Origin of the sequence: Ensifer sp. ENS09 (assembly GCF_014852425.1) — a bacterium.
Classification (GTDB): domain Bacteria; phylum Pseudomonadota; class Alphaproteobacteria; order Rhizobiales; family Rhizobiaceae; genus Ensifer.
The window spans coordinates 56442-77942 of the sequence record NZ_JACVBP010000001.1; the positions used below are offsets into that span (position 1 = coordinate 56442).

The 21501-nt window shown below is 62.6% G+C and carries 22 protein-coding genes; 17 read left to right on the forward strand and 5 right to left on the reverse strand.

Annotation, left to right across the window (positions count from 1 at the left end):
- Positions 1 to 9 precede the first annotated feature (9 nt).
- Both IB267_RS00375 and IB267_RS00380 read left to right on the forward strand, forming a co-directional pair.
- The gene (locus tag IB267_RS00375) at positions 10 to 594 is read left to right on the forward strand and encodes a nitroreductase (protein ID WP_192445973.1); all 585 of its coding nucleotides are present in this window, start codon (positions 10 to 12) and stop codon (positions 592 to 594) included.
- Entirely contained in the window at positions 594 to 1196 is a 603-nt protein-coding gene (locus tag IB267_RS00380; RefSeq protein ID WP_192445974.1) for a flavin reductase family protein, read from the forward strand. The genes IB267_RS00375 and IB267_RS00380 overlap by 1 nt, the downstream gene beginning before the upstream one ends.
- Positions 1197 to 1218: 22 nt before the next feature.
- On the opposite strand, the gene IB267_RS00385 is transcribed toward IB267_RS00380, so the two are convergent.
- Positions 1219 to 1920 carry an aldolase gene (locus IB267_RS00385; RefSeq protein WP_192445975.1) on the reverse strand — a complete coding sequence of 234 codons (702 nt, stop codon included), beginning with the start codon at positions 1918 to 1920 and terminating at the stop codon, positions 1219 to 1221.
- Positions 1921 to 1994: 74 nt separating this feature from the next.
- Between IB267_RS00385 and IB267_RS00390 the strand changes: the two genes are divergently transcribed.
- Positions 1995 to 3131 (forward strand): DUF2336 domain-containing protein, encoded by a 1137-nt coding sequence (locus IB267_RS00390; RefSeq protein ID WP_192445976.1) that lies wholly within the window; start codon positions 1995 to 1997, stop codon positions 3129 to 3131.
- Between the two features lie 31 nt (positions 3132 to 3162).
- A complete protein-coding gene (locus IB267_RS00395) occupies positions 3163 to 4182 on the forward strand; it encodes an aldehyde reductase (protein WP_192445977.1) in 1020 nt (339 codons plus the stop codon).
- Between the two features lie 14 nt (positions 4183 to 4196).
- Here the strand turns inward: IB267_RS00395 and IB267_RS00400 are convergent, their stop codons facing one another.
- Positions 4197 to 4610 carry a hypothetical protein gene (locus tag IB267_RS00400; RefSeq protein ID WP_192445978.1) on the reverse strand — a complete coding sequence of 138 codons (414 nt, stop codon included), beginning with the start codon at positions 4608 to 4610 and terminating at the stop codon, positions 4197 to 4199.
- Positions 4611 to 4828: 218 nt separating this feature from the next.
- On the opposite strand from IB267_RS00400, the gene IB267_RS00405 reads away from it, so the two are divergent.
- Positions 4829 to 5299, forward strand: coding sequence for a GNAT family N-acetyltransferase (locus IB267_RS00405; protein ID WP_192445979.1), 471 nt, complete (start codon positions 4829 to 4831; stop codon positions 5297 to 5299).
- Positions 5300 to 5387: 88 nt separating this feature from the next.
- Here the strand turns inward: IB267_RS00405 and parE are convergent, their stop codons facing one another.
- Entirely contained in the window at positions 5388 to 7448 is a 2061-nt protein-coding gene (gene parE, locus IB267_RS00410) for a DNA topoisomerase IV subunit B (protein ID WP_043616536.1), read from the reverse strand.
- 212 nt (positions 7449 to 7660) lie between these two features.
- Here parE and IB267_RS00415 point away from each other — a divergent pair, with 212 nt between their 5' ends.
- From IB267_RS00415 to IB267_RS00440, 6 genes are all read left to right on the forward strand, one after another.
- Entirely contained in the window at positions 7661 to 8581 is a 921-nt protein-coding gene (locus tag IB267_RS00415) for an alpha/beta hydrolase (RefSeq protein ID WP_192445980.1), read from the forward strand.
- Between the two features lie 126 nt (positions 8582 to 8707).
- Positions 8708 to 10150 (forward strand): UbiA family prenyltransferase, encoded by a 1443-nt coding sequence (locus IB267_RS00420; RefSeq protein WP_192445981.1) that lies wholly within the window; start codon positions 8708 to 8710, stop codon positions 10148 to 10150.
- Positions 10147 to 11469, forward strand: coding sequence for an FAD-binding oxidoreductase (locus tag IB267_RS00425; protein WP_192445982.1), 1323 nt, complete (start codon positions 10147 to 10149; stop codon positions 11467 to 11469). Before IB267_RS00420 ends, IB267_RS00425 begins: the two co-directional genes overlap by 4 nt.
- 93 nt (positions 11470 to 11562) lie before the next feature.
- Positions 11563 to 12003 (forward strand): EamA family transporter, encoded by a 441-nt coding sequence (locus IB267_RS00430; RefSeq protein ID WP_192445983.1) that lies wholly within the window; start codon positions 11563 to 11565, stop codon positions 12001 to 12003.
- Positions 12000 to 13010, forward strand: a complete 1011-nt coding sequence (locus IB267_RS00435) for an NAD(P)-dependent oxidoreductase (RefSeq protein ID WP_192445984.1) — start codon at positions 12000 to 12002, stop codon at positions 13008 to 13010. Before IB267_RS00430 ends, IB267_RS00435 begins: the two co-directional genes overlap by 4 nt.
- 11 nt (positions 13011 to 13021) lie before the next feature.
- Positions 13022 to 14473 carry an aspartate aminotransferase family protein gene (locus IB267_RS00440; protein WP_192445985.1) on the forward strand — a complete coding sequence of 484 codons (1452 nt, stop codon included), beginning with the start codon at positions 13022 to 13024 and terminating at the stop codon, positions 14471 to 14473.
- A 36-nt stretch (positions 14474 to 14509) separates the two neighbouring features.
- Here IB267_RS00440 and IB267_RS00445 read toward each other — a convergent pair whose 3' ends face one another.
- Both IB267_RS00445 and IB267_RS00450 read right to left on the reverse strand, forming a co-directional pair.
- Complete coding sequence (locus IB267_RS00445) at positions 14510 to 15109, reverse strand: YceI family protein (protein WP_192445986.1); 600 nt, start codon at positions 15107 to 15109, stop codon at positions 14510 to 14512.
- Entirely contained in the window at positions 15106 to 15726 is a 621-nt protein-coding gene (locus tag IB267_RS00450) for a cytochrome b (protein ID WP_192447135.1), read from the reverse strand. Before IB267_RS00450 ends, IB267_RS00445 begins: the two co-directional genes overlap by 4 nt.
- Positions 15727 to 15916: 190 nt before the next feature.
- On the opposite strand from IB267_RS00450, the gene IB267_RS00455 reads away from it, so the two are divergent.
- From IB267_RS00455 to IB267_RS00480, 6 genes are all read left to right on the forward strand, one after another.
- Positions 15917 to 16396, forward strand: coding sequence for a hypothetical protein (locus tag IB267_RS00455; RefSeq protein WP_192445987.1), 480 nt, complete (start codon positions 15917 to 15919; stop codon positions 16394 to 16396).
- A gap of 185 nt (positions 16397 to 16581) precedes the next feature.
- Positions 16582 to 17067: an N-acetyltransferase gene (locus IB267_RS00460; RefSeq protein WP_192445988.1), complete on the forward strand. Its 486-nt coding sequence runs from the start codon at positions 16582 to 16584 to the stop codon at positions 17065 to 17067.
- 61 nt (positions 17068 to 17128) lie between these two features.
- A complete protein-coding gene (locus IB267_RS00465) occupies positions 17129 to 18022 on the forward strand; it encodes a class I SAM-dependent methyltransferase (RefSeq protein ID WP_192445989.1) in 894 nt (297 codons plus the stop codon).
- A 146-nt stretch (positions 18023 to 18168) separates the two neighbouring features.
- Entirely contained in the window at positions 18169 to 18939 is a 771-nt protein-coding gene (gene tpiA, locus IB267_RS00470; protein ID WP_192445990.1) for a triose-phosphate isomerase, read from the forward strand.
- A gap of 131 nt (positions 18940 to 19070) precedes the next feature.
- Positions 19071 to 19562 carry a preprotein translocase subunit SecG gene (secG, locus tag IB267_RS00475; protein ID WP_043617978.1) on the forward strand — a complete coding sequence of 164 codons (492 nt, stop codon included), beginning with the start codon at positions 19071 to 19073 and terminating at the stop codon, positions 19560 to 19562.
- Between the two features lie 138 nt (positions 19563 to 19700).
- Positions 19701 to 21338, forward strand: coding sequence for a CTP synthase (locus IB267_RS00480; RefSeq protein ID WP_305877765.1), 1638 nt, complete (start codon positions 19701 to 19703; stop codon positions 21336 to 21338).
- Positions 21339 to 21501 lie beyond the last annotated feature (163 nt).

Below are 21501 nucleotides of genomic sequence, written 5' to 3' on the forward strand. Positions count from 1 at the left end.
TCATCTGACATGAAAACCGAAATTAAGCTCGTCGACTACCTGACGTCCCGTCGCTCCATCCCCGCTTTCCAGATGGGAGGTCCCGGTCCCGGCAAGGCCGAGGTCGAGGAAATGCTGAAGCTTGCTTCGCGCGTGCCGGACCACGGCAAACTCGCGCCCTGGCGCTTCATCGTCTATCGCGGCGAGGAGAGGGTACGCATCAGCGCCAAGCTGAAGGCAATGGCGCTCGAGCTGAAGCCGGATCTGTCGGAAGAGATGATCAAGGTGGAGGAAACCCGCCTGTCGCGTGCGCCTGTGGTCGTCGCCGTCGTCAGCACCGCTGCGCCGCATTTCAAGATCCCGGAATGGGAGCAGGTCATGTCGGCCGGCGCGGTCTGCCTCAACCTGCTGATGGCCGCCAACGCTCTCGGTTACGCCTCCAACTGGCTGACCGAGTGGTATGCCTTCGACGAGCGCGCCTATCCGCTGTTGGGCGTGAAGTCGGGCGAGAAAATTGCCGGCTTCATCCACATCGGCACCGCCATGGTGCCGCCGACGGAGCGGCCGCGGCCGGAGCTTGCCGAGATCGTTACCTGGGTGGGCGAGGAAGCCTGATGTTTTACGATACGACCTCGAACAGTCACGGTCTGCCGCATGATCCCTTCAAGGCGATCGTTTCGCCGCGGCCGATCGGTTGGATTGGCACGCGGTCGGCCGAGGGCGCGCTGAACCTCGCGCCCTATTCCTTCTTCAACGCTATCAGCGACCGGCCAAAGCTCGTGATGTTTTCATCCAGCGGCTACAAGGATTCTGTTCGCAATATCGAGGCGACCGGCGAGTTCACGGCGAGCTTCGCCAGTCGTGATCTGGCGGATGCCGTCAACAAGACCTCGATCCCGGCGCCGCATGGCGAGAGCGAATTCGAGATTGCCGGACTGACGCCGGTCGATGGTGCGCTGGTTGGCGCGCCTTTCGTCGGCGAAGCCTATGCCGCGCTCGAATGCCGGATGACCGAGATGTTCCAGCCGAAGGATCTGGATGGCGCATTGTCCGACAACTACGTCGTGATCGGCCAGGTCGTCGGCATCCACATTCGCGAGGATGCGATCCGCGAAGGCCGTTTCGACATGTCGACGGTCAAGCCGCTCGCCCGCCTCGGCTACATGGATTACTGCGACGGCGGCGACGTCTTCCAGATGACCCGCCCGACGCGCTGACCATTGCAGCGCAGGCTCGGCATCATCCGACGCCGGCGATGACTGCCTGCTCGGGCGAACGGCAGACGACCGAAGCGAATCCGTCGTTCCTGCTTTGTGAAAGCGCCCAGCGTGTGGCTGCAGCATCGGCGGTGGGCGACAGCACCTCATAGGCGCGGATGCCGGCCTCATGGGCCCTTAGCACCACATTGGCGCGACCCGCGAGCACGGGCGCGGCCACGCCCTGATGCGCGGCACTCGCCGGCTCCTTGCAGCCGACTGCCTTTGCCAGCGCCGAGCCGTTGAAGATCAATCCTTCCAGTCGCTGCGAGCACCCCGCCAGTGTGTGCGGCGACAGCAGGCCTTCGGGTGCTGCGCCGTATTCGGCGTAAATACGGGTGCGGTTGGCTGGAAGGCCAATCCTTGCTTCGGCAACCCGCAGCATCACGTCGAGCTTCTGTATGTCCGCGCGGCCGCGGCATCCGGTAAGCACGACGCCCTCGATACCGTCGCCAAGCAGTCGGTTTAGTTCGTCTTCATGGAGCAGTTCGATCGGTTCGACGCGGGCGAGCAGCGCGAACGCGCGTCCCTCCAACTGGGAGAGGGCGGCGATACGTGTTTCGTGTCCGGAGCCGGCATCCAGGATGAGCCCGGCCAATGTGTTGAGGACGCTCACGTCCAGGCTGAGCGCGTCGCCCTCGGCTAGCAGCAGCGGCCTTATGGTTTGGAGGCGGTTAACAGACATGGTGAACCAATCTTAAACCTTTGCTCGCTAGGCTCAGAACATCGGTGGCATTGGCGTGGTCTAGTGGGGCGTAGGTGATCATACAAGCATTTCTTCGCTGGGTGGAAACGGCGAGAACGGGTGAGCGCATTCGCGCCGCCAGCGCGCTCGGCCGCGCCTATGTTGATGCGCAGTTGAATGGCCTCGATCGTCGCGCCGCCGAAATGGCGATGACCTTCCTGTTGGACGATCCGTCGCCGAAAGTTCGCCTTGCCTTGGCCGAAGCCCTTTGCAGTTGTTCCTCGGTGCCGCGCGCCATCGTTCTTGGCCTTGCCGGCGATCAGCCTGAAATTGCCTATCTCGTCGTTTCGCATTCTCCTGTCCTGACCGACGACGACTTGGTTGACCTCGCCGCGCGCGGAACGCTGGAGACCCGCGCGCTGATCGCGGCGCGCAGTTTCGTTTCGCGCGGGGTCGCCGCTGCGATCGCCGAAATCGGCGACGAAGACGAAATGCTGATTCTGCTGGAAAACCCCGGTGCTCTTCTGTCGCGCCGTTCGCTGAAGCGCATTGCCGAGCGCCTTGGCCATTCGGCTTCCGTTCGTGATCTGCTTCTTGCGCGCAACGACCTGCCGAGTGCCGCCCGCCACGCGCTTGTCGAAGAAGTCGGCGCAGCACTTGCCGCTTTCGGCCTCGTACAGGTGACGATTGGCGAAGCCCGCGTGCAGCGGGTCACCCGTGAGGCCTGCGATATCGCCGCCGTCGGCATGGTTGGAGCGACAGCCGTCGAGGAACTGCCGGACCTCGTCACGCACCTGCGCGAGACCGGCCGACTGACACCGGCTTTTCTACTGCATGCGCTGGTGACCGGCCGCGCAGAGTTTTTCTCGGCAGTCATCGTCGACCTCTCGGGCGTTAGCGAAAAACGCGTGCGCTCCATTCTGTCCGGCGGACGCATCCACTCGATCCGTGCCTTGTTCGAAAGCGCCGGACTTGGACGCGACGTCAGCGAAACTTTTGCAACAGCCGTCCTCCTGTGGCGTCAGGACGGGCCGGCGGCAGTCGACGGCCATGCGACGGTCTCGGCAGAACTGCTCGCGCGCCTTCGACGCGGTGGCACCACGTCGCCGGCCGACGCCGCGATGATCGATCTGCTCGAGCGACTGGCATTTGCCGAGGAGCGCCAGTCGGCCCGCCACTACGCGGAGCTTGCCGCACGCCAGGCCGCCTGAGCGTCACCCGTTTCCAGCGAGGTATACACATATGAACGCGAGGACCGCGACCGTTGCCGTGACCGGAATTGGCGGCTTCGTCGGACGGCACGTCGCGCTCGCCTTGCTGCGCGAGGGCTATCCGGTGCACGGCACGGTCCGCACGCTCGGGCGTGCCGAGGAGGTCGAGCAATCCATTCGCGCGGCCGGAGGAACCGATGCCGCGCGCCTGACGTTTGGAGAGGCGGATCTCCTGGAGGAGCGGGGCTGGGCCGAGGCCTTTGCCGATGTTTCCTACGTCGTCCACACCGCCTCGCCATTTCCGGCTCGCTTGCCCGCCAATGAAGGTGATCTGATCGGGCCGGCCCGTGACGGCACGCTGCGGGTGCTCAGGGCTGCCCATGCGGCCGGTGTCAAACGCGTCGTGCTCACGTCGTCGGTCGCCGCGGTCATCTACGGGGCAGGGCGAGCGCCGTTTACGGAGGAGGACTGGAGCGACCCGCAGTCTTCGCTTGCGACGCCCTATTACCGCTCCAAGACCTTTGCCGAGCGCGCAGCCTGGGACTATGCGGCAGAAAGTGGCCTGGAGCTTGCGGTCGTCAATCCCGGCATGGTGCTCGGGCCTGTTCTTGGCCACGATATCGGCACATCCGTCGCCGTGGTGCGCAACCTGCTCAAGGGGAATTACCCAGCCTTGCCGAAGTTCGCCGTGCCTGTTGTCGATGTGCGCGACGTGGCGGATGCGCATGTGCGGGCCTTGACCGTCGCCGCGGCAGCGGGCGAGCGCTTCCTGATCGCGGGAGAGGCGCTTTCCCTTGCGGACATCACGGCCATCCTCCGGCGCCGGTTCCCTGAACACGCGGGCAGGCTTCCGAGGTTCGTCCTGCCCAATTGGCTGGCGGGACTTGCCGCACCCTTCGATGCGGGCTTGCGTCTCATCGTGCGCGAACTCGGGCATGACTCACGCATTTCCAACGAAAAAGCGCGACGCGTGCTCGGGTGGCGGCCACGCTCGGCGGAGGATGCCGTCGTCGCCGCGGCAAACAGCTTGATCTCGGCTGGCCTCGTCTGAGGCATGCAGGCGCGTCAGTCGGTAAAGCGGCGCGCGACCCAGGAATAGCCATCTTCGACATAGCGCACCGGTTTCGTCACGATGTTTTTCAGCTTTTCCCGGTCGGGGATCGCGCCTGACAGGAAAGCCAGCGTGCGTTTCGGCAATCCTTGCTCGGGTTCTGCCTCCGTCGCCGGAACGGGCAGCGCCTGGTTCTGCTGGGCGCCCGGCGGCGGCGCGGGCACTTCGGCGACGCTTGGCGCCGAGCTCTCGCAAATCGCGACGACGACCGGGTAGTTTGCATTGGAAAACTTCGGCAGTTGCGCGTTCGAATCCGTGTCGCACTGCGCGATCGATGGCCAGGTGCCGTTGACCGTCGAGATATACTGGCATTGGCTGACGTCGTGGTCGCAGCCGAGAATGGTCATGACTATCAGCGCCGCTTGCATCGCGTTCCCATCGTCTTTGCAGGTTGTGGTGGATCAACCTATGCCTGCATGATTCTCCTCGAAATAGGGCGATGTTGCCGGCAGCGCGGAACAAATTGTTTCAACCTGTTAGGCGGATTGATGGAGCGGCATGCGGACCTGCGCCATTTGACCTATTGGTCCGGGTGTGTGCCGGCGGTAGTTTGGTGCAAGACCATTGGATGAAAAGGAAGAACCGATTGCCTGCCGTAATCATAGCCCAGGAGACGCCGCGCCAAGCTGACGTCCTGCGTCTCCTGGAACTCTCCGACGCCTACGCCGCCTCGCTCTATCCCGCCGAGAGCAATCACATGGTCGATCTGTCGAGCCTGGAAAAGCCGGAGGTATCGTTCTTCGTTGCAAGGCGTGACGGCGATATCGTCGGCTGCTGCGCCCTGGTGGATGCCGGTGATGGGACGGCGGAGATCAAGCGCATGTTCGTCGATCCCGAGGCGAGGGGGCTAAGGGTCGGCAAATTGCTGCTGCAGGCGCTGGAGGCGCGCGCAGCGCAAGTTGGGTTATCGGCAATCCGTCTTGAAACCGGCATCTATCAGCCGGAAGCGATCGGCCTTTACAAGGCGGCCGGCTACGTCGAACGCCCGCCGTTTGGTGAATATCATCCGGATCCGCTAAGCCTCTTCATGGAAAAATCCGTTCGCGCGGCGGCATGAAGTCAGGCTGCCATCAAGCCCGGTAAACGAAAACGGCGGCCTTTGGGCCGCCGTTTTGATTTGGACTGTTGTAATCCGAAAGGCCGGCTCAGATGTCCAGGTTGTCCGCAAAGACGGCGCGTTCCTGGATGAAGCGGAAGCGCGCATCCGCCTTCGTGCCCATCAGGTTGTCGACCGCCTCGCGCGTGCCCTCGAAATCGACATCGTCGATCTCGACTTTCAGCAGCGTGCGGAACTTCGGATCCATCGTCGTTTCCTTGAGCTGCGCCGGCAGCATCTCGCCGAGGCCCTTGAAGCGGCCGATCTCGACCTTGCCGCGACCGGCAAACTCGGTGCGCATCAGTTCTTCGCGGTGTGCGTCGTCGCGGGCATAGAGCGTCCTTGCGCCCTGGCTGATGCGATAGAGCGGCGGCACGGCGAGATAGAGGTGACCGCCGCGGATCAGCTCGGGCATCTCCTGATAGAAGAAGGTGATCAACAGCGAGGCGATGTGCGCGCCGTCGACATCGGCGTCGGTCATGACGACGATGCGCTCATAGCGCAGGTCCTCTTCGCGGTACTTGCTGCGGGTGCCGCAACCAAGCGCCTGGATGAGGTCGGCGATCTGCTGGTTGGCGCCGAGCTTTTCGCGACCGGCGCTTGCGACGTTCAGGATCTTGCCGCGCAAGGGCAGGATTGCCTGGTTGGCGCGGTTGCGGGCCTGCTTCGCCGAACCGCCTGCCGAGTCCCCTTCGACGATGAAGAGTTCGGCGCCTTCGGCGGTGTTCTGCGAGCAGTCGGCAAGTTTGCCGGGCAGGCGCAGCTTGCGCACCGCGGTCTTGCGATTGACTTCCTTTTCCTTGCGCCGGCGGACGCGCTCCTCGGCGCGTTCGACCACCCAGTCGAGCAGTTTGTCGGCCTCGGCCGGATTGTCGGTCAGGTAGTGGTCGAAGGGATCGCGCAGCGCATTTTCGACGATGCGTTGCGCCTCGACGGTGGCGAGCTTGTCCTTGGTCTGGCCGACGAATTCCGGTTCGCGGATGAACACCGACAGCATGCCGGCGGCCGAGATCATCACGTCATCGGTGGTGATGAGCGCCGCGCGCTTGTTCTGCTTCAGCTCGGCGTAGTTCTTCAGGCCTTTGGTCAGCGCGATGCGGAACCCTGCCTCGTGCGTACCGCCTTCAGGCGTCGGAATGGTGTTGCAGTAGGAATGAACCTGCTGGTCGCCGCCATACCAGGTGACCGCCCATTCGAGCGAGCCGTGACCGTTGGCTTTCTCCGACTTGCCGGCGAAGATCTCGCGGGTGACGGTGAATTCCTTGCCGAGCGTTGCCGCCAAGTAATCCTTCAGGCCGCCCGGGAAGTGGAAGACCGCCTTGTCCGGGATCTCCGAGCCTTCCTGCAGCAATGACGGATCGCACGACCAGCGGATCTCGACGCCACCGAAGAGGTAGGCTTTCGAGCGAGCCATGCGGAAAAGCCGGCCGGGCTCGAAATGCGCGTGCGGTCCGAAAATGTCCGGGTCCGGATGGAAGCGGACGCGCGTGCCGCGGCGATTGTGCACGTCGCCGAGTTCCTCGAGCCCGCCCTGCGGAATGCCGCGGGAGAAGCGCTGGCGGTAGAGCTTGCGATTGCGGGCGACCTCGACTTCGAGCGCGTCGGAAAGCGCGTTGACGACGGAAACGCCGACGCCGTGCAGACCGCCCGAGGTCTCATAGGCCTTGCCGTCGAACTTGCCGCCCGCATGCAGCACCGTCATGACGACTTCGAGCGTCGACTTGCCGGGGAATTTCGGATGGTTTTCGACCGGGATGCCGCGGCCGTTGTCGGTGACCGTCAGGAACCCCTCGGCGTCGAGATGGACCTCGATGAAGTTCGCATGGCCGGCGACCGCTTCGTCCATCGAGTTGTCGATGACTTCGGCAAAGAGATGGTGCAGCGCCTTCTCGTCGGTGCCGCCGATATACATGCCCGGACGACGGCGGACGGGCTCAAGGCCCTCGAGCACCTCGATCGCCGACGCATCGTAATCGCTGCCGTCGCTGCCCTTCGGGGCAGGGCGCGGTTCTTCGCGCGCGATGGGGGCTGCAGCCACGGCCGGCTTGGCGCTCGGCTGAACGGGCTTCGGTTGCTCGGGCATTGAGAAGAGGTCGCTGTTGTCGTCCATGGGGCCGTTCGGATCGTTCCTGTCGTTCGGGAATGCCAGAGGCCTTAGCAAGCCCCAGGCTTTGCCGCCATCCCCCGGCGGTCGAATCACCTGAATTCTGCCAGACTCTCACAGGATACGCGAACAAAAGGAGAATTTCTGGCGCCGGCCGCCGATGATTTTTCGCACGAACGGCCGTGTTTCTGGCCAAGTGTTGCTTTGCGGTGCGGCCAATGGCAAGGCTTGCGGCCAAAGAGGGAGCCCGTCATTTGGCCGTGTCCACAGTTGTTTTTCCGTTTCGCGCCTGCCTGTTCGCCCTGGCCCTGGCAATTGCCGCTTCGCCGGCAGAGGCTCAGACGCTCGAGCCCTACAAGGACGAACTGTTCTCCTATGCCAAAGTGCTCGGCCAGGAGGATGGCGGCGACGACCTGACGGTCGACTACCAGGAACTGCGCGACATCAACGAGCGCGACGAAATCCCGGAGCGCCGGGTGAAGCGCGCCTATGTGTCGCTTGGCGTCAAGAGCGAGCAGGTCAACGAAACGCTCGATATCGGCGGCCGTGGGCTGGACGTGACCCGCGTCGGCCCCGATCGCGGCGCCGGGTTTTCGGTCATCTTCATCCACGGGCGCGGCGGCGACCGCCGGCTGGGTGCCAATGACTTTTCCTTCGGAGGAAACTTCAATCGGCTGAAGAACCTCGCCGTTGCCAATGGCGGCGTGTATTACGCCCCGAGCGTCCGGTCCTTCGATACGGCAGGGGCCGCCGATATCGCCGGCCTGGTCCGATACGCGTCCGAACGCTCCGGCGGCCGTCCGGTCGTGCTCGCCTGCGCGTCGATGGGAAGTTTCATCTGCTGGGGTGTCTCGCGTGACGCCTCCGCCGTCGCCGCACTCTCCGGCATGATGGTGATGGGCGGCGTCAGTGATCCGGACTTCACGAAAAGCGCCGCCTACAGGGCGAAGCTGCCGATGTTCTTCAGCCATGGCAGCCGCGACAGCGTCTATCCGGCAGAAGGCCAGAAGGGGCTCTATCGGTCGCTGAAAGCCAAGAATTACCCGACGCGCTTCGTGCTTTTCGAAAGCGGCTCGCACGGAACGCCGGTGCGCATGACCGACTGGCGCGATGCGCTGAACTGGATCGGCAGCCGTTAGGCGTCGCCCGGCTGCTGCGGATTTGTTAACCAGCCCGCCAATTTGCGAGCGAAGCAGGGCCCCGCGTTTCCACTCTGGAAAGTTGAAGTCGTGATGATACCGGCAACTATGGCTGGGATAGACTTCATGGACGCGCGCACCGAGACACGGCACATTCCGCTGTGTGTGGATCTTGACGGCACCTTGCTGGCCGCCGACACCCTGTGGGAAGGGGCAGCGATCATCCTGCTGCGCAATCCGCTAATGCTGTTTCCGATGCTATTCTGGCTGGCAAAAGGCAAGGCACGGCTGAAGCACGAAGTGGCGCTTAGATCCGGCCGCCGGGCGGAAGACTGGCCCTATCGGCAGGCCGTCATCGACCGGCTCGCGGAGGAAAAGAAGAGCGGGCGCGAACTCGTGCTTGTGACCGGCGCGGCACCGTCCGTGGCAAGCGACATCGCCGCCCATGTCGGCATGTTCTCCTCGGTCATGCATTCGACCGACGCGCTCAACCTGACGAGCAGCAACAAGCGCCGGGCGCTGGTCGAGCGGTTCGGCGATGGCGCCTTCGACTACATGGGCAACAGCCGTGACGATATCGCCGTCTTCGAAGTGGCGCGCCGCGCAATCGTAGTCTCGCCCGACGCGGCGGCGGAAAAATGGCGTCGCAACCATGATGCCGAGCGGCTCGATACCGGCAAGGTCAGCGCGCTCGCGCCGCTGAAGTCGATCCGCGTGCATCAATGGGCGAAGAACGTGCTCATCGGCGTGCCGATGATCCTCAACCACGAGGTGCTGCACTTCGATGCGATCGTCAGCGTCATCATCGCCTTCTTCGCCTTCAGCTTCCTTGCTTCCGCCGTCTACGTCATCAACGATCTCTCGGACCTTGCCAACGATCGCCGCCACGCAAAGAAGCGCTACCGGCCGCTCGCGAGCGGCCAGATGTCGGTGCCGACGGCGCTGGTGCTTGCCGGCTGCCTCATCGTCGCGTCGGTGGCGCTAACCCTTCTGTTGCCCTGGAAGTTTGCCGGGGTGCTCGCCTTCTACGCCTGCGCGACGACAGCCTATACCTTCGTGCTGAAGCGCAAGCTGCTCGTCGACGTCTTCACGCTCGCCGGCCTCTACACCACGCGCATCGTCGCCGGTGCGGCCGCGACCGGCACCGAACTCTCCTTCTGGCTGGTCTCCTTTGCGATCTTCTTCTTCCTCAGCCTCGCGCTGGTGAAGCGTTACGTCGAATTGCACGAGTTCGAGGACAAGGACGGCGGCAATGTGCCGGGACGTGGCTATCTGGCCGTTGATTTCGAGATGGTCGGTCAGGCCGGCGTTGCCTCGGCCTTCACCTCGGCCCTGGTTCTGGCGCTCTACGTGCACAGCAAGGAGCTGCAGGAGATGTATACCACGCCCTGGGCGTTGTGGCCGCTCTGCCCGTTGGTGCTCTACATGTTGCTGCGCATCTGGATGCTTGCGCGCCGCGGCATGCTGCATGAGGATCCGGTAGTTTTCATCATGCGCGACTGGCGCAGCCAACTGACCATGCTGATCGGCGCGCTGCTGATCCTATTTGGAGCCATCGGGCCGCAATGACCCTGCAAGACCATGAAAGCTGGGGCCGCATCGACAATCGCGTGCGGCCTGGAATTTCGCCTGACGACTATGAAGACCGGCTCGGCAGCCTTGAGTCAGAAGGCTATCTGCCTTTCGGCAACGGACGCAGCTACGGCGACAGCTGCCACAACGATCGCGGGACGCTGATCGAAAGCAACCTTCACGGCCGAATACTCGCCTTCGATCCCGGCACCGGCTTGATGACCTGCGAGGCCGGCGTGACGTTGCGCCAGGTGCTGGAACGGGCGATCGAACATCGCTTCTTCCTGCCGGTGACGCCCGGCACGGCCTTTGTGACCGTCGGTGGCGCAGTCGCCAACGACGTACACGGCAAGAACCATCACGCACGCGGCACCTTCGGCAATCACGTGACGCGTTTTACGCTGCTGCGCTCGACCGGCGAACGGCTGACCTGCTCGTCGGTCGAAAACCCGGAACTCTTCGCCGCGACCATCGGCGGCATGGGGCTGACCGGACTGATCCTGACCGTCGATATCCGGCTGATGAAGGTGCCGTCGCCGCACGTGCAGCAGCACGCGATCCGCTTCGAAAACCTGGACCGGTACTTTGCCCTCGTCGACGGCGTTGATGCCGAGCATGAATACTCCGTCGCCTGGATCGACCAGCTCGCCAGGGGATCTCGTATGGGCAGGGGGGTGCTGCTTGCCGGCGATCATGCCGATGGTTCCTGCGAACTGCCCGACATCCCCAAGGGGTTGAAGCTGTCGGTGCCGTTTTCGCCGCCGTTCAACCTGCTCAACCGGGCAACGCTCAAAGGCTTCAACGAGTATTATTTCCGCAAGGTGAAGCCGGGCGAGACTGTGACGACCGTTCCCTGGACGTCCTATTTCTATCCGCTGGATGCGATCGGCGCCTGGAACCGGCTCTACGGTCCGCGCGGGCTTTACCAGCATCAGAGCGTCTATCCCGCAGAAAACGCGCCCGAGATCACGGCCAAGCTCATGGAAACCGCCCGTCAGGCCGGCCATGCGTCGTTTCTGACGATCCTGAAGCGGTTCGGCGATATCAGCTCCCGGGGCGTCCTGTCCTTCCCGCGTCCCGGTTTTACTTTGACGCTGGACTTCGCCAATCAAGGTGAACGGACAGTAAAGCTGCTCGATGCGCTCGATCGCATCGTGATCGAGGCAGGCGGTGCGATCAATCCGTACAAGGATGCTCGCATGAGTCCGCAAGTCTTTGAAAAGTCTTTTCCTTTCTGGAGGAGGCTCGAAACGTCGCGCGATCCGGCGCTGGTTTCGAACTTCTGGAAGCGCACCGCTCTGGCTTTGCCAGAATGAGAATGCAGACAATTTTATTCAATTAAATGCGCAAATTTCACGGAATATCCGTCTCTTGCCCGTAAGTAGATTTTCGGGACTGGGAGTAAAACTATGAAATATATTCCATTCATTCTCTTTACCGTGCTCACCAACGCCGCCGCTCAGCTGATGCTGAAGCAGGGCATGATGACGCTCGGACCGATTTCGATGACGGCCGAAACCGCGATCGTCCGCTTGTTTCAGATCGTCTTCAACCCTTGGGTCTTTGCCGGTCTTGCGACCTTCGTCATCTCGATGGCGTCGCATCTCTACGTGTTGTCGAAGGTCGAGCTTTCCTTTGCCTATCCGTTTCTGAGCCTGGCTTACGTTCTCGTTGCGGTCTTCGCCTATTTCGTCTTTCGCGAAGACCTCAACACCTGGCGCATCGCCGGCATCGCGCTGATCTGCGCGGGAACCGTTCTTATCGCCCAGTCGGGCATTTCATCCCATGCCGAAGACAAGCCGACTGAGGCCGCCGGGGTGAGCACCGCAGAATTCGGGAGCAAGTCATGAAACATATCATCTTTGGTGGCGATGGCTTCGTTGGCCGTCATCTGGCGGAACGCCTCGTCAAGGAGGGCGAGGAGGTCGTCGTCGCCGATATCGTCAAGTCCGACCTGCCGCATTACGGCCGCGTGCGCTTTGTCCATTGCGACGTCACCGATCTGGAGGCCGTCCAAAAGGTCGGGATCGGCGCTGACGACATGATCTACAACATGGCGGCCAAGATGCTGTCGCCGTTGCAGGTCCGCGCCAAGCGCTGGGAGTTCTTCTGGCCCGTCAACTATTACGGTGCCGAAAACATCATGAAGGCGATGGATGCCGCGGGCGCGTCGCGCCTGGTGCAGTTCACCACCGACATGATCTATGGCCACACCGTACAGTCGCCACAAACCGAGACCCATCCGGCAAAGCCGCTCGGCGAATACGGCAAGTCGAAATGGGCGACCGAACAGCTGGCCATGCAGTGGCGCAAGCAGGGCATGAACATTTCGATCTTCCGCCCGCGCCTGATCATCGGACCCGGCCGCCTCGGCATCCTGGAGAAACTGTTCAAGCTGATCGACCTGAACCTGCCGGTGCCGATGATCGGCTCGGGCAAGGTGCCCTACCAGTTCATCTCGGTGTTCGATTGCGCCGAAGCCGCGCGGCTTGCCTGGAAGGGCGGCGTTCCAAACGAAGCCTACAACCTCGGTTCCGACAATCCGCCGTCGGTGCGCGAACTGCTCGGCAACCTGGTCAAGCATGCCGGCTCAAAGTCCATTCTGCTGCCGACGCCCGCCTTCGCGGTCAAGCAGACGCTGGCCTTCTTCGACCTGATCAACAAGCCGATCATGGATCCGGAACAGTATCTGATCGCCGACGAGATGTGCGTGCGCGAGACCGGCAAGCTCAAGCGCGAGCTTGGCTGGCGCGCGGAATACAACGATGGCGACATGCTGATAGCCGCCTATGACGAATATCGAGCCAAGAAGACGGGCGCCGTTTCGGCCGCTTCCGTCGTCGTGCCGGCCGAATGAGGGGACAGACCATGCTGGATAGACCGAACCGTATCGCCGTTGCCGCTCCGTCACTCGACGGCGGCGTTGCCAAGCCGGAACTGATCACCGTCGAACAGGCGAAGGCCATGTCGATCGGCGACATCACCACGGCCTTCAAGGATCACCTGAACCCCGGCCAGCTGCATTTCATGAAGCTTCTCGGCTTTCACAAGGTGAAGATCGAGAGTGCCGAGGGCATGTTCTACACCGACCAGAACGGCCGCAAGATCCTCGATTTCTTCGGCGGCTTCGGCTCGCTCGCCTTCGGCCATAACCATCCGCGCATTCTCGACGCCCGCCAGAAGTTCCGAGACGAAAAGCGCCACGAGATCGCGATCGCCTTCATGTCGCAATATGCAGCGGCGCTGGCGAAGAACATCGCGGCCTGCTCGCCGGGCGACCTCGACATGGTGTTCCTCGGCTCTTCCGGCTCCGAGGCGATGGAGGCCGCAGTCAAGCTCGCCGAACGTGCGGCCGGCCCGAAGCGGCCGAAGGTCGTCTATGCCGAGAATTCCTTCCACGGCAAGACCAAGGGCGTGCTCGCCATCACCGACGGCCAGCTCTACCGCGCCGACTTCAAGATCACCGACAACACGGTGCGCGTGCCCTTCGCCGACATCGACGCGGTCGAGAATGCCTTCAAGTCTGATCCGGAAATCGGTGTCATCGTGCTCGAAACCATCCAGGGTGGCGGCGGCATCATCCAGGCGCCGGCCGAATACTGGCAGAAACTGCGTGCGCTCTGCGACAAGTACGGTGTGCTCTGGGTCGCCGACGAAGTGCAGTGCGGCTATGGCCGCTCCGGCCGCTTCTATGCCTTCGAACATTACGGCGTCGTTCCTGACGTGACGGCGCTCGCAAAGTCGCTCGGCGCCGGCAAGGCCGCCGTCGGCGCGATGATTGCCCGCCGCGACGTCTACATGAAGGCCTATGGCACCCCGAAGACGGCGATGATCCACGCGATGGCGACGTTTGGTGGCATGGGCGAGGCCTGCGTGACGGCGATCGAAGGCATCAACGTGCTTTACGACGAGCACCTGATCGATCGTGCCGCCGACAGCGGCGACTATCTGCTCGAACGCCTGCAGGCGCTGAAGGAGAAGTATCCGAAAATCATCAAGGACGTGCGCGGCAAGGGCCTGATGGTTGGCCTGGAATTCCAGGACTTCAGCCAGACGCTGCCGATGGTGCTGCGTCCTGTCGTCTCGATGCTGGACGACAAGCTCAAGGGCTCACTCTCCGGCTTCATCGGCGCGCTGCTCTTGCGGGACTACGATGTACTGGTGGCCTTCACCGAATACAATCGCAACGTCATCCGGCTCGAACCGCCGCTGATCTGCGAGCGCGCCCATGTCGACCAGTTCATCGCCGCCCTCGACGACCTGCTCGGCCGCGGCATCGTGCGGATCGTCAAGGATTTCGTCGGAAGCCAGATCGGCTGATCGAGAAGCCTATCGACTTGCAAGGGGCAGGGGCGTTCAGCGCCTCTGCCCTTTGATGTTCATGTCGAACTCGACGACGTTGGAATAGATCGGCGTGCCGACATCCATGCCATACGGTGACCGGTGGATATTGCCGCGGATGTTGAAGGCGATCGAGCCGCGGTTCCAGTCAAGCAGCGTCACCGAGAAGCGCTCCTTGCGCGACATGCCGCGCGCCGTCAGCGTTCCCTCGACCGCGGCTGTATCCGGCCCGGTCTGTTTCACGGTCGTCGAATGGAAGGTGACGGTGCTGAAGTTGGCGGTGTCGAAGACGGCACTCGACTTCAGGAAGTCCTCAATCCGCTTTTCTCCGGTTTTCACGCTCTCGGGGTAAAGCGTGAACTCGACCGTCGAGTGGCCGACATCATTTCGGTCGATGCGGAAATTGCCGGAAAACTTGGCGAAATCGCCGACAATGCCGCCGCCACCGGCTTGCGCCACGGTGAAATGAATACGCGAAGCCGGCGTGATGCCGTAGTTGCCGGCAGCATCGGCAAGGTCCGGTGCGGCTGCAGCAGCGGGCGACGGAATGCTCCCGAACGCCAGCAGCAGCGTGAGGGAAATGGCCTTTGTTGGTGATTGCGAGTGCGATGTCATGGTTTCTTCCTTCCGGCGATAACCGGATCCGAACCAGCCGCTTGGGAGGAAGCGCGTTGGCGTGAGCCGGTCTGAAGCATGCGGACGAGGACGTCGTCGCGGCGAGCGAAGTGGTGGTAGAGGGCGGCCAGAACATGAAGCGCGACGAAGCAGAAGAGCAGATAGGCGAGCGTCATGTGGACGAGCGTCCATAGGTCTTCAGCCGCTTCCGATTTCGCCATCGGCAGATGGGGGATGACGATCCAGTTGAAATAGAAGCTCGGTATGTTCAGCGTCGATGTCGAGGCCACCGCCCAGCCGGCAAGCGGAACCGCAAGCGCGAGCATCATGAGCACGACATGGGTGGCGCTGGCCGCTCGGTGCTCAAGCGCGCTGAGGCCAGCCGGCGGACGCGGACGAACCTCGACGAGGTGCCACAGGGCTCGGATCGTTGCCAGCCCGAGTGCGGAGAAGCCGAGCGACTTGTGCCACTGATAGAGCGAAAACTGCAGCGCCGGATCGACGGGCATTCGCCGCATGACGAAGCCGAGGCCGAGGAGGGTAAGGATCAACGCCGCAATCGCCCAGTGAAGGACGATGGTGATCCACCCAAATCCGGTTTTGTCGTTGCGCAGCATGTCCGACCCCATGGTCCGCCCGGCCAGGATCGGCTCGGCGACTGCGGTAAGACTCACGAACTCGCGCTTTTATTCGCCTAGAATACCATAAAATTGCACTGAGATCTTGTTGATCTCGGCAAGCTATGGTCCATTTGCTCGTGGAGGGGACACGGAGGGGTTGTTCCCGGGAGCATGTGGACTGGCGTACATGACAAAGAAGAAAACCACACCAATGAGCCCGCACGAGCGGGAAGCCTATGAACACGGCCGCACGGGCATCCGGCTTGGAACCGAAGGCAACTATGGCGAAGCGGTCGACGCTTGGCGTCTGGCATCGAACGTCGCCGATGTGCATCTTGCGCTCACGGATATGTATTATTGGGTCAAGAGTGGCTACGGCGCCGCCCTTTGCGATGCCGGGCACCATCGCGAGAGCATTGCCGTCTCCCTGCTCGCCCGTGAATGGACGCTTGCGCGGCGCCAACCGCTCTCGTCGCTTTCGATCGCGCGCGCTTATCTGGCGCTCGGCGACGGCGAGGCGGCGGCACCCTATCTCCGCGAGGTTCACGTCCTGATCGGCGATGCGATCTTCGAGCAGTTCGACGAGGATGCGGAAGCCGACGTTCACGCGGCGATCGCCGGCTTGGAGAACGGCGGCAACCAGCCGACCGCCGGCCGCCCCAAGTAATGGCGCGCGGTTATCCTTGGTAATAGCGGTGCCGGAATCTGGCGGGATCTCGGCAATTCTGACGTTGGCGTTTTCTCGCCATGATTTCATTTTATCGGCCGATTGCCCCTTTAGCGGGTGATTCGAGGTCCGCCGTTCTGGTTCGGGCCCTTTTTTAACATTTTGATTTTTCTAAGGAGTTTCCCATGAGTGAAACCGTATTGCCGTCTGATGCCGAAATTACCCTTCGGCGCATCTCAGCCCTGACCGTCTGTGACGTCTGCGAACTCAGCGAAACGCTGAGCGAGGAACAGCGCAACATGGTGGCGGACAACGGCACCTCGATCGCCGAGGCGCATTTTTCCGAGAATGCCTGGTTCCGTGCGGTCTATGCCGATGAGACGCTGATTGGCTTCATCATGCTGCACGAAGGATCCGACTGGGATGACGGCATCGATTGCCCGGGTGTCTATCTCTGGCGCTTCATGATCGCCCGGCCGTTCCAGGGCAGGGGATATGGCAAGCAGGCGATCGCCCTTGTCGTGCGCGATCTGAAGGCGCGGGGTCTGCATGAGCTCTATACGAGCTACGGACAGGGCCCTGGCAGCCCCGAAGGCTTTTACCAAGGCCTGGGCTTCAAGCTGACGGGCGAGCACTATGACGATGAACTCGAAGCGGTGCTGAAATTCTAAGCGCACCGGGGACACGGGAAAAAGAACTCCCGTGTCTCTCTCAGATGTTTAAGAGTGAAACATGAGTATTGATCTTCATGAGGCCAATCGCCTCTCCTGGAATGCCGCGACCGTGGCGCACAACAGTCACAAGGGCGACCAGGCCGCCTACTTCCGCGCCGGCGGCTCAACGCTTTATCCGGAAGAGATCGAGTTGCTCGGCGATATCGCCGGGCTCGACGTTCTCCATCTGCAATGCAATTCCGGCCAGGATAGCCTGAGCCTTGCACAGCGCGGTGCGAACGTGACCGGCGTCGATATCTCGGACGAGGCGATTGCCTTTGCCACGCGGCTTTCGACGGAAAGCGGCATCGCCGCCACCTTCGCGCGGTCCGACCTTTTCGGCTGGTTCGACGACGCCCGTGCGAGCGGTCGGCGTTTCGATCGCGTCTTTGCGTCCTATGGCACCATTTGCTGGCTGTCGGACCTCGGGATCTGGGCGCGCGGCATCGCCGATGTGCTGAAGCCCGGCGGGCGTTTCGCCTTCGTCGAATTCCATCCCTTTGCGATGGTCTTCGATCCGGGCTGGAAGCTGCATTACGATTACGCCCCCAAGGAGCCGGTCGCGGAGGCAGGCGTCGGTGACTATGTCGCCGACTCGGGCGCAGGCCTTGCCCATGGCGGCTACCAGGAAGGCGTCGTGGGTTTCACAAATCCGCACCCGTCCTTCGAGTTCAACTGGGGTATCGCCGATGTCGTGCAGGCGCTGATCGACGCTGGGCTGCGGATCGAAGTTCTGAAGGAATATCCCTATGCCAACGGCTGGGTGGCGTTCGAAGGCATGCGCGACCTTGGCGGCGGGCGGATGGCGCCGCCTGCGGGCATGCCGAGCCTGCCGCTGATGTATGCGATTGCGGCCGCAAAGGCTGGGCCGGCGGGGGAAGATGACGCGAAGGCAAGGTGCCCTACGGCATGATGCCGGCGGTGCGCAGTGCTTGACGATCCGTTGCGGCGGGGCGGGGCAACCGGACCCGCCGCCCATGAATAATCGCCGGCGGTGCTTTTATTTGCCGGCTGCATTTGCTAGGCCGCTTCCGGAGAAAAGTACCCGGAGGAAATTGCATGACGCCCGATATCCGCCCGCTCGTCGCCGGCAACTGGAAGATGAACGGAACCCGCGCCTCGCTCGATCAGATCAAGGCGATGGCCGAAGGGGTCAAGGGCGAACTCTCCGCCAAGGTCGAAACGCTGATCTGCCCGCCGGCAACGCTGCTCTACGTGGCGACGGCGCTTTGCGACGACAGCCCGCTCCTGATCGGCGCGCAGGATTGCCATCAAAAGCAGTCAGGCGCCCACACTGGCGACCTTTCCGCCGAGATGATCGCCGATTGCTTCGGCACCCACGTCATTGTCGGCCATTCCGAGCGCCGCACCGACCACGCTGAAAGCGATGCGCTGGTACGCGCAAAGACGGAAGCGGCGCATGCCGCCGAACTCGTCGCAATCGTCTGCATCGGCGAGACCGGCGACGAGCGCAAGGCGGGCAAGACGCTCGATGTTTTGAAGCGCCAGCTCGCCGAAAGCCTGCCGGATGCAGCAACCGCGGAAAACACCGTGATTGCCTACGAGCCCGTCTGGGCGATCGGCACCGGCCTGACGCCGACGGCCGCCGATGTCGAGGAGGCGCATGCCTTCATGCGCAAGGAGCTGGTCGCGCGCTTTGCCGACGCCGGCGCCAAGATGCGCATCCTCTATGGCGGCTCGGTCAAGCCGTCCAATGCGAAGGAATTGATGGGCGTCGCCAATGTCGACGGCGCACTGATCGGTGGCGCAAGCTTGAAAGCCGAAGACTTCCTCGCCATCTACCGGGCTTATGAAGAATTGACGGCCTGATCGCCCGGGTTACCGGGCAGGGGCTTGGAATGGCGCACGGCATGGTATAAAGAGGCGCGAAAATTGCGCCCGGCCATGCCGAGTTTGCGCAGGGTTTGATTCGTGTGCCCCAAGGGCAGGACTGGAAGCTGATGCAGACCGTACTACTCGTCATCTATCTCATGGTCGTCGTCGCCCTGATCGGCGTCGTACTCATTCAGCGTTCCGAAGGCGGTGGTCTCGGCATCGGCGGCGGCTCGGGCTTCATGTCCGCACGCGGCACGGCCAATGCGCTGACCCGCACGACGGCGATCCTTGCAGCGCTGTTCTTCGTCCTGGCGCTCGGCATGGGAATTCTCGCGCGTTACCAGCCGCAGGCGACCGACATCCTCGACCGTATCCCGGGCACCAGCTCGAACGGTGGTGGCGTTCTCAATTCGCTCGGTGGCGGCGCTCCGGCTCCCGCTGGCGGCGCGACTGGACAGCAGCCGGCAACCGGCAACCCCGCTCCGGCCGACAACGGCGTTCCGTCGACCGCCGCACCGGCAACGACGGGCGAAGCCCCGGCCGGCGGCGCAACGACTCCGGCGCCCGCCGCTGGCGCCAACAGCAATACGGGATCGCAAGTTCCCAGCGGCCAGTAAGGTCGCAATTCTGAAGAACCCGCCGGCGGATGTTTCATCCGCCGGTTTTGTTTTGTGTGAAATCTGCCTCCATCCCAAGACGAAAAGTTCTGGAATATGAATTTTTCGGTGGCGGAATCGTTTGTTAAAAGGTATCCGGTGACTCCCATGGCGCGATATGTATTCATCACAGGCGGCGTGGTTTCCTCCCTCGGAAAAGGCATCGCTGCAGCGGCTCTCGGAGCACTGCTGCAGGCGCGTGGCTACCGGGTGAGACTGCGCAAGCTCGACCCCTATCTCAACGTTGACCCGGGCACCATGAGCCCGACCCAGCACGGTGAGGTTTTCGTAACCGACGATGGCGCGGAGACCGATCTCGATCTCGGCCACTATGAACGCTTCACGGGGCGTTCGGCGACGAAGACCGACAACATCACCACGGGTCGGATCTACAAGAACATCATCGACAAGGAACGTCGCGGCGACTATCTCGGCGCAACGGTTCAGGTGATCCCGCACGTTACCAACGAAATCAAGAACTTCGTCACCGAAGGCAACGACGACTACGATTTCGTCCTCTGCGAAATCGGCGGCACCGTCGGCGACATCGAGGCGATGCCGTTCATGGAGGCGATCCGCCAGCTCGGCAACGACCTGCCGCGCGGCACCGCTGTCTACGTCCACCTTACCCTGATGCCCTATATCCCGGCGGCCGGCGAACTGAAGACCAAGCCGACGCAGCATTCCGTCAAGGAACTGCAGGCCCTCGGCATCCATCCCGATATCCTGCTCGTTCGTGCGGACCGCGAAATTCCGGAAGCCGAGCGTCGCAAGCTTTCGCTGTTCTGCAACGTCCGCCAGTCGGCCGTCATCCAGGCGCTCGACGTTGCCTCGATCTACGACGTTCCGATCGCCTACCACAAGGAAGGCCTCGACAACGAAGTGTTGGCAGCCTTCGGCATCGAGCCGGCGCCGAAGCCGCGCATGGACGCCTGGGAACGGGTTGCCGATCGCATCCGCACGCCGGAAGGCGAAGTCACGATCGCAATCGTCGGCAAGTACACCGGTCTCAAGGATGCCTACAAGTCGCTGATCGAAGCGCTTTATCACGGTGGCATCGCCAACCGGGTGAAGGTCAAGCTCGAGTGGATCGAGTCGGAAGTCTTCGAAAAGGAAGATGCGGCTCCTTACCTTGAAAAGGTGCACGGCATCCTCGTTCCCGGCGGTTTCGGCGAGCGTGGCTCCGAGGGCAAGATCAACGCGGCGCGCTTTGCCCGCGAGCGCAAGGTGCCCTATTTCGGCATCTGCTTCGGCATGCAGATGGCGGTCGTCGAGGCGGCCCGCAATCTCGCCGGCATCGAGAAGGCATCCTCCACCGAGTTCGGCCCGACCAAGGAGCCGGTCGTCGGCCTGATGACGGAATGGGTCAAGGGCAACGAGCTCGAGAAGCGTTCGGCCTCCGGCGACCTCGGCGGCACGATGCGCCTCGGCGCTTACCGCGCAGCGCTCAAGGCCGACACCAAGATTGCCGAGATTTACGGTTCGACCGAGATTTTCGAGCGTCACCGTCACCGTTACGAAGTCAACGTCGACTACAAGGATCGCCTCGAGTCCTGCGGCCTCGTCTTCTCGGGCATGTCGCCGGACGGCATCCTGCCGGAGACGGTCGAGTACCCGGATCATCCGTGGTTCATCGGCGTCCAGTACCATCCGGAACTGAAGTCGCGTCCGCTCGATCCGCATCCGCTGTTTGCAAGCTTCATCGAAGCGGCGCTCGAACAGTCCCGCCTCGTCTGAGGCGCACAGGAAAGACAAACGAAAAAGGCCGGTCACAAGACCGGCCTTTTTTGTATTTTCCGTCGAGGCGTGACTCACGGTCCGCGAAATCAGCCGCGCGTCAGCGTTAAAGCGATAAACGGTATGCTCGATGCGCTGCTGACGCGACCCGTGCCGTTGGATG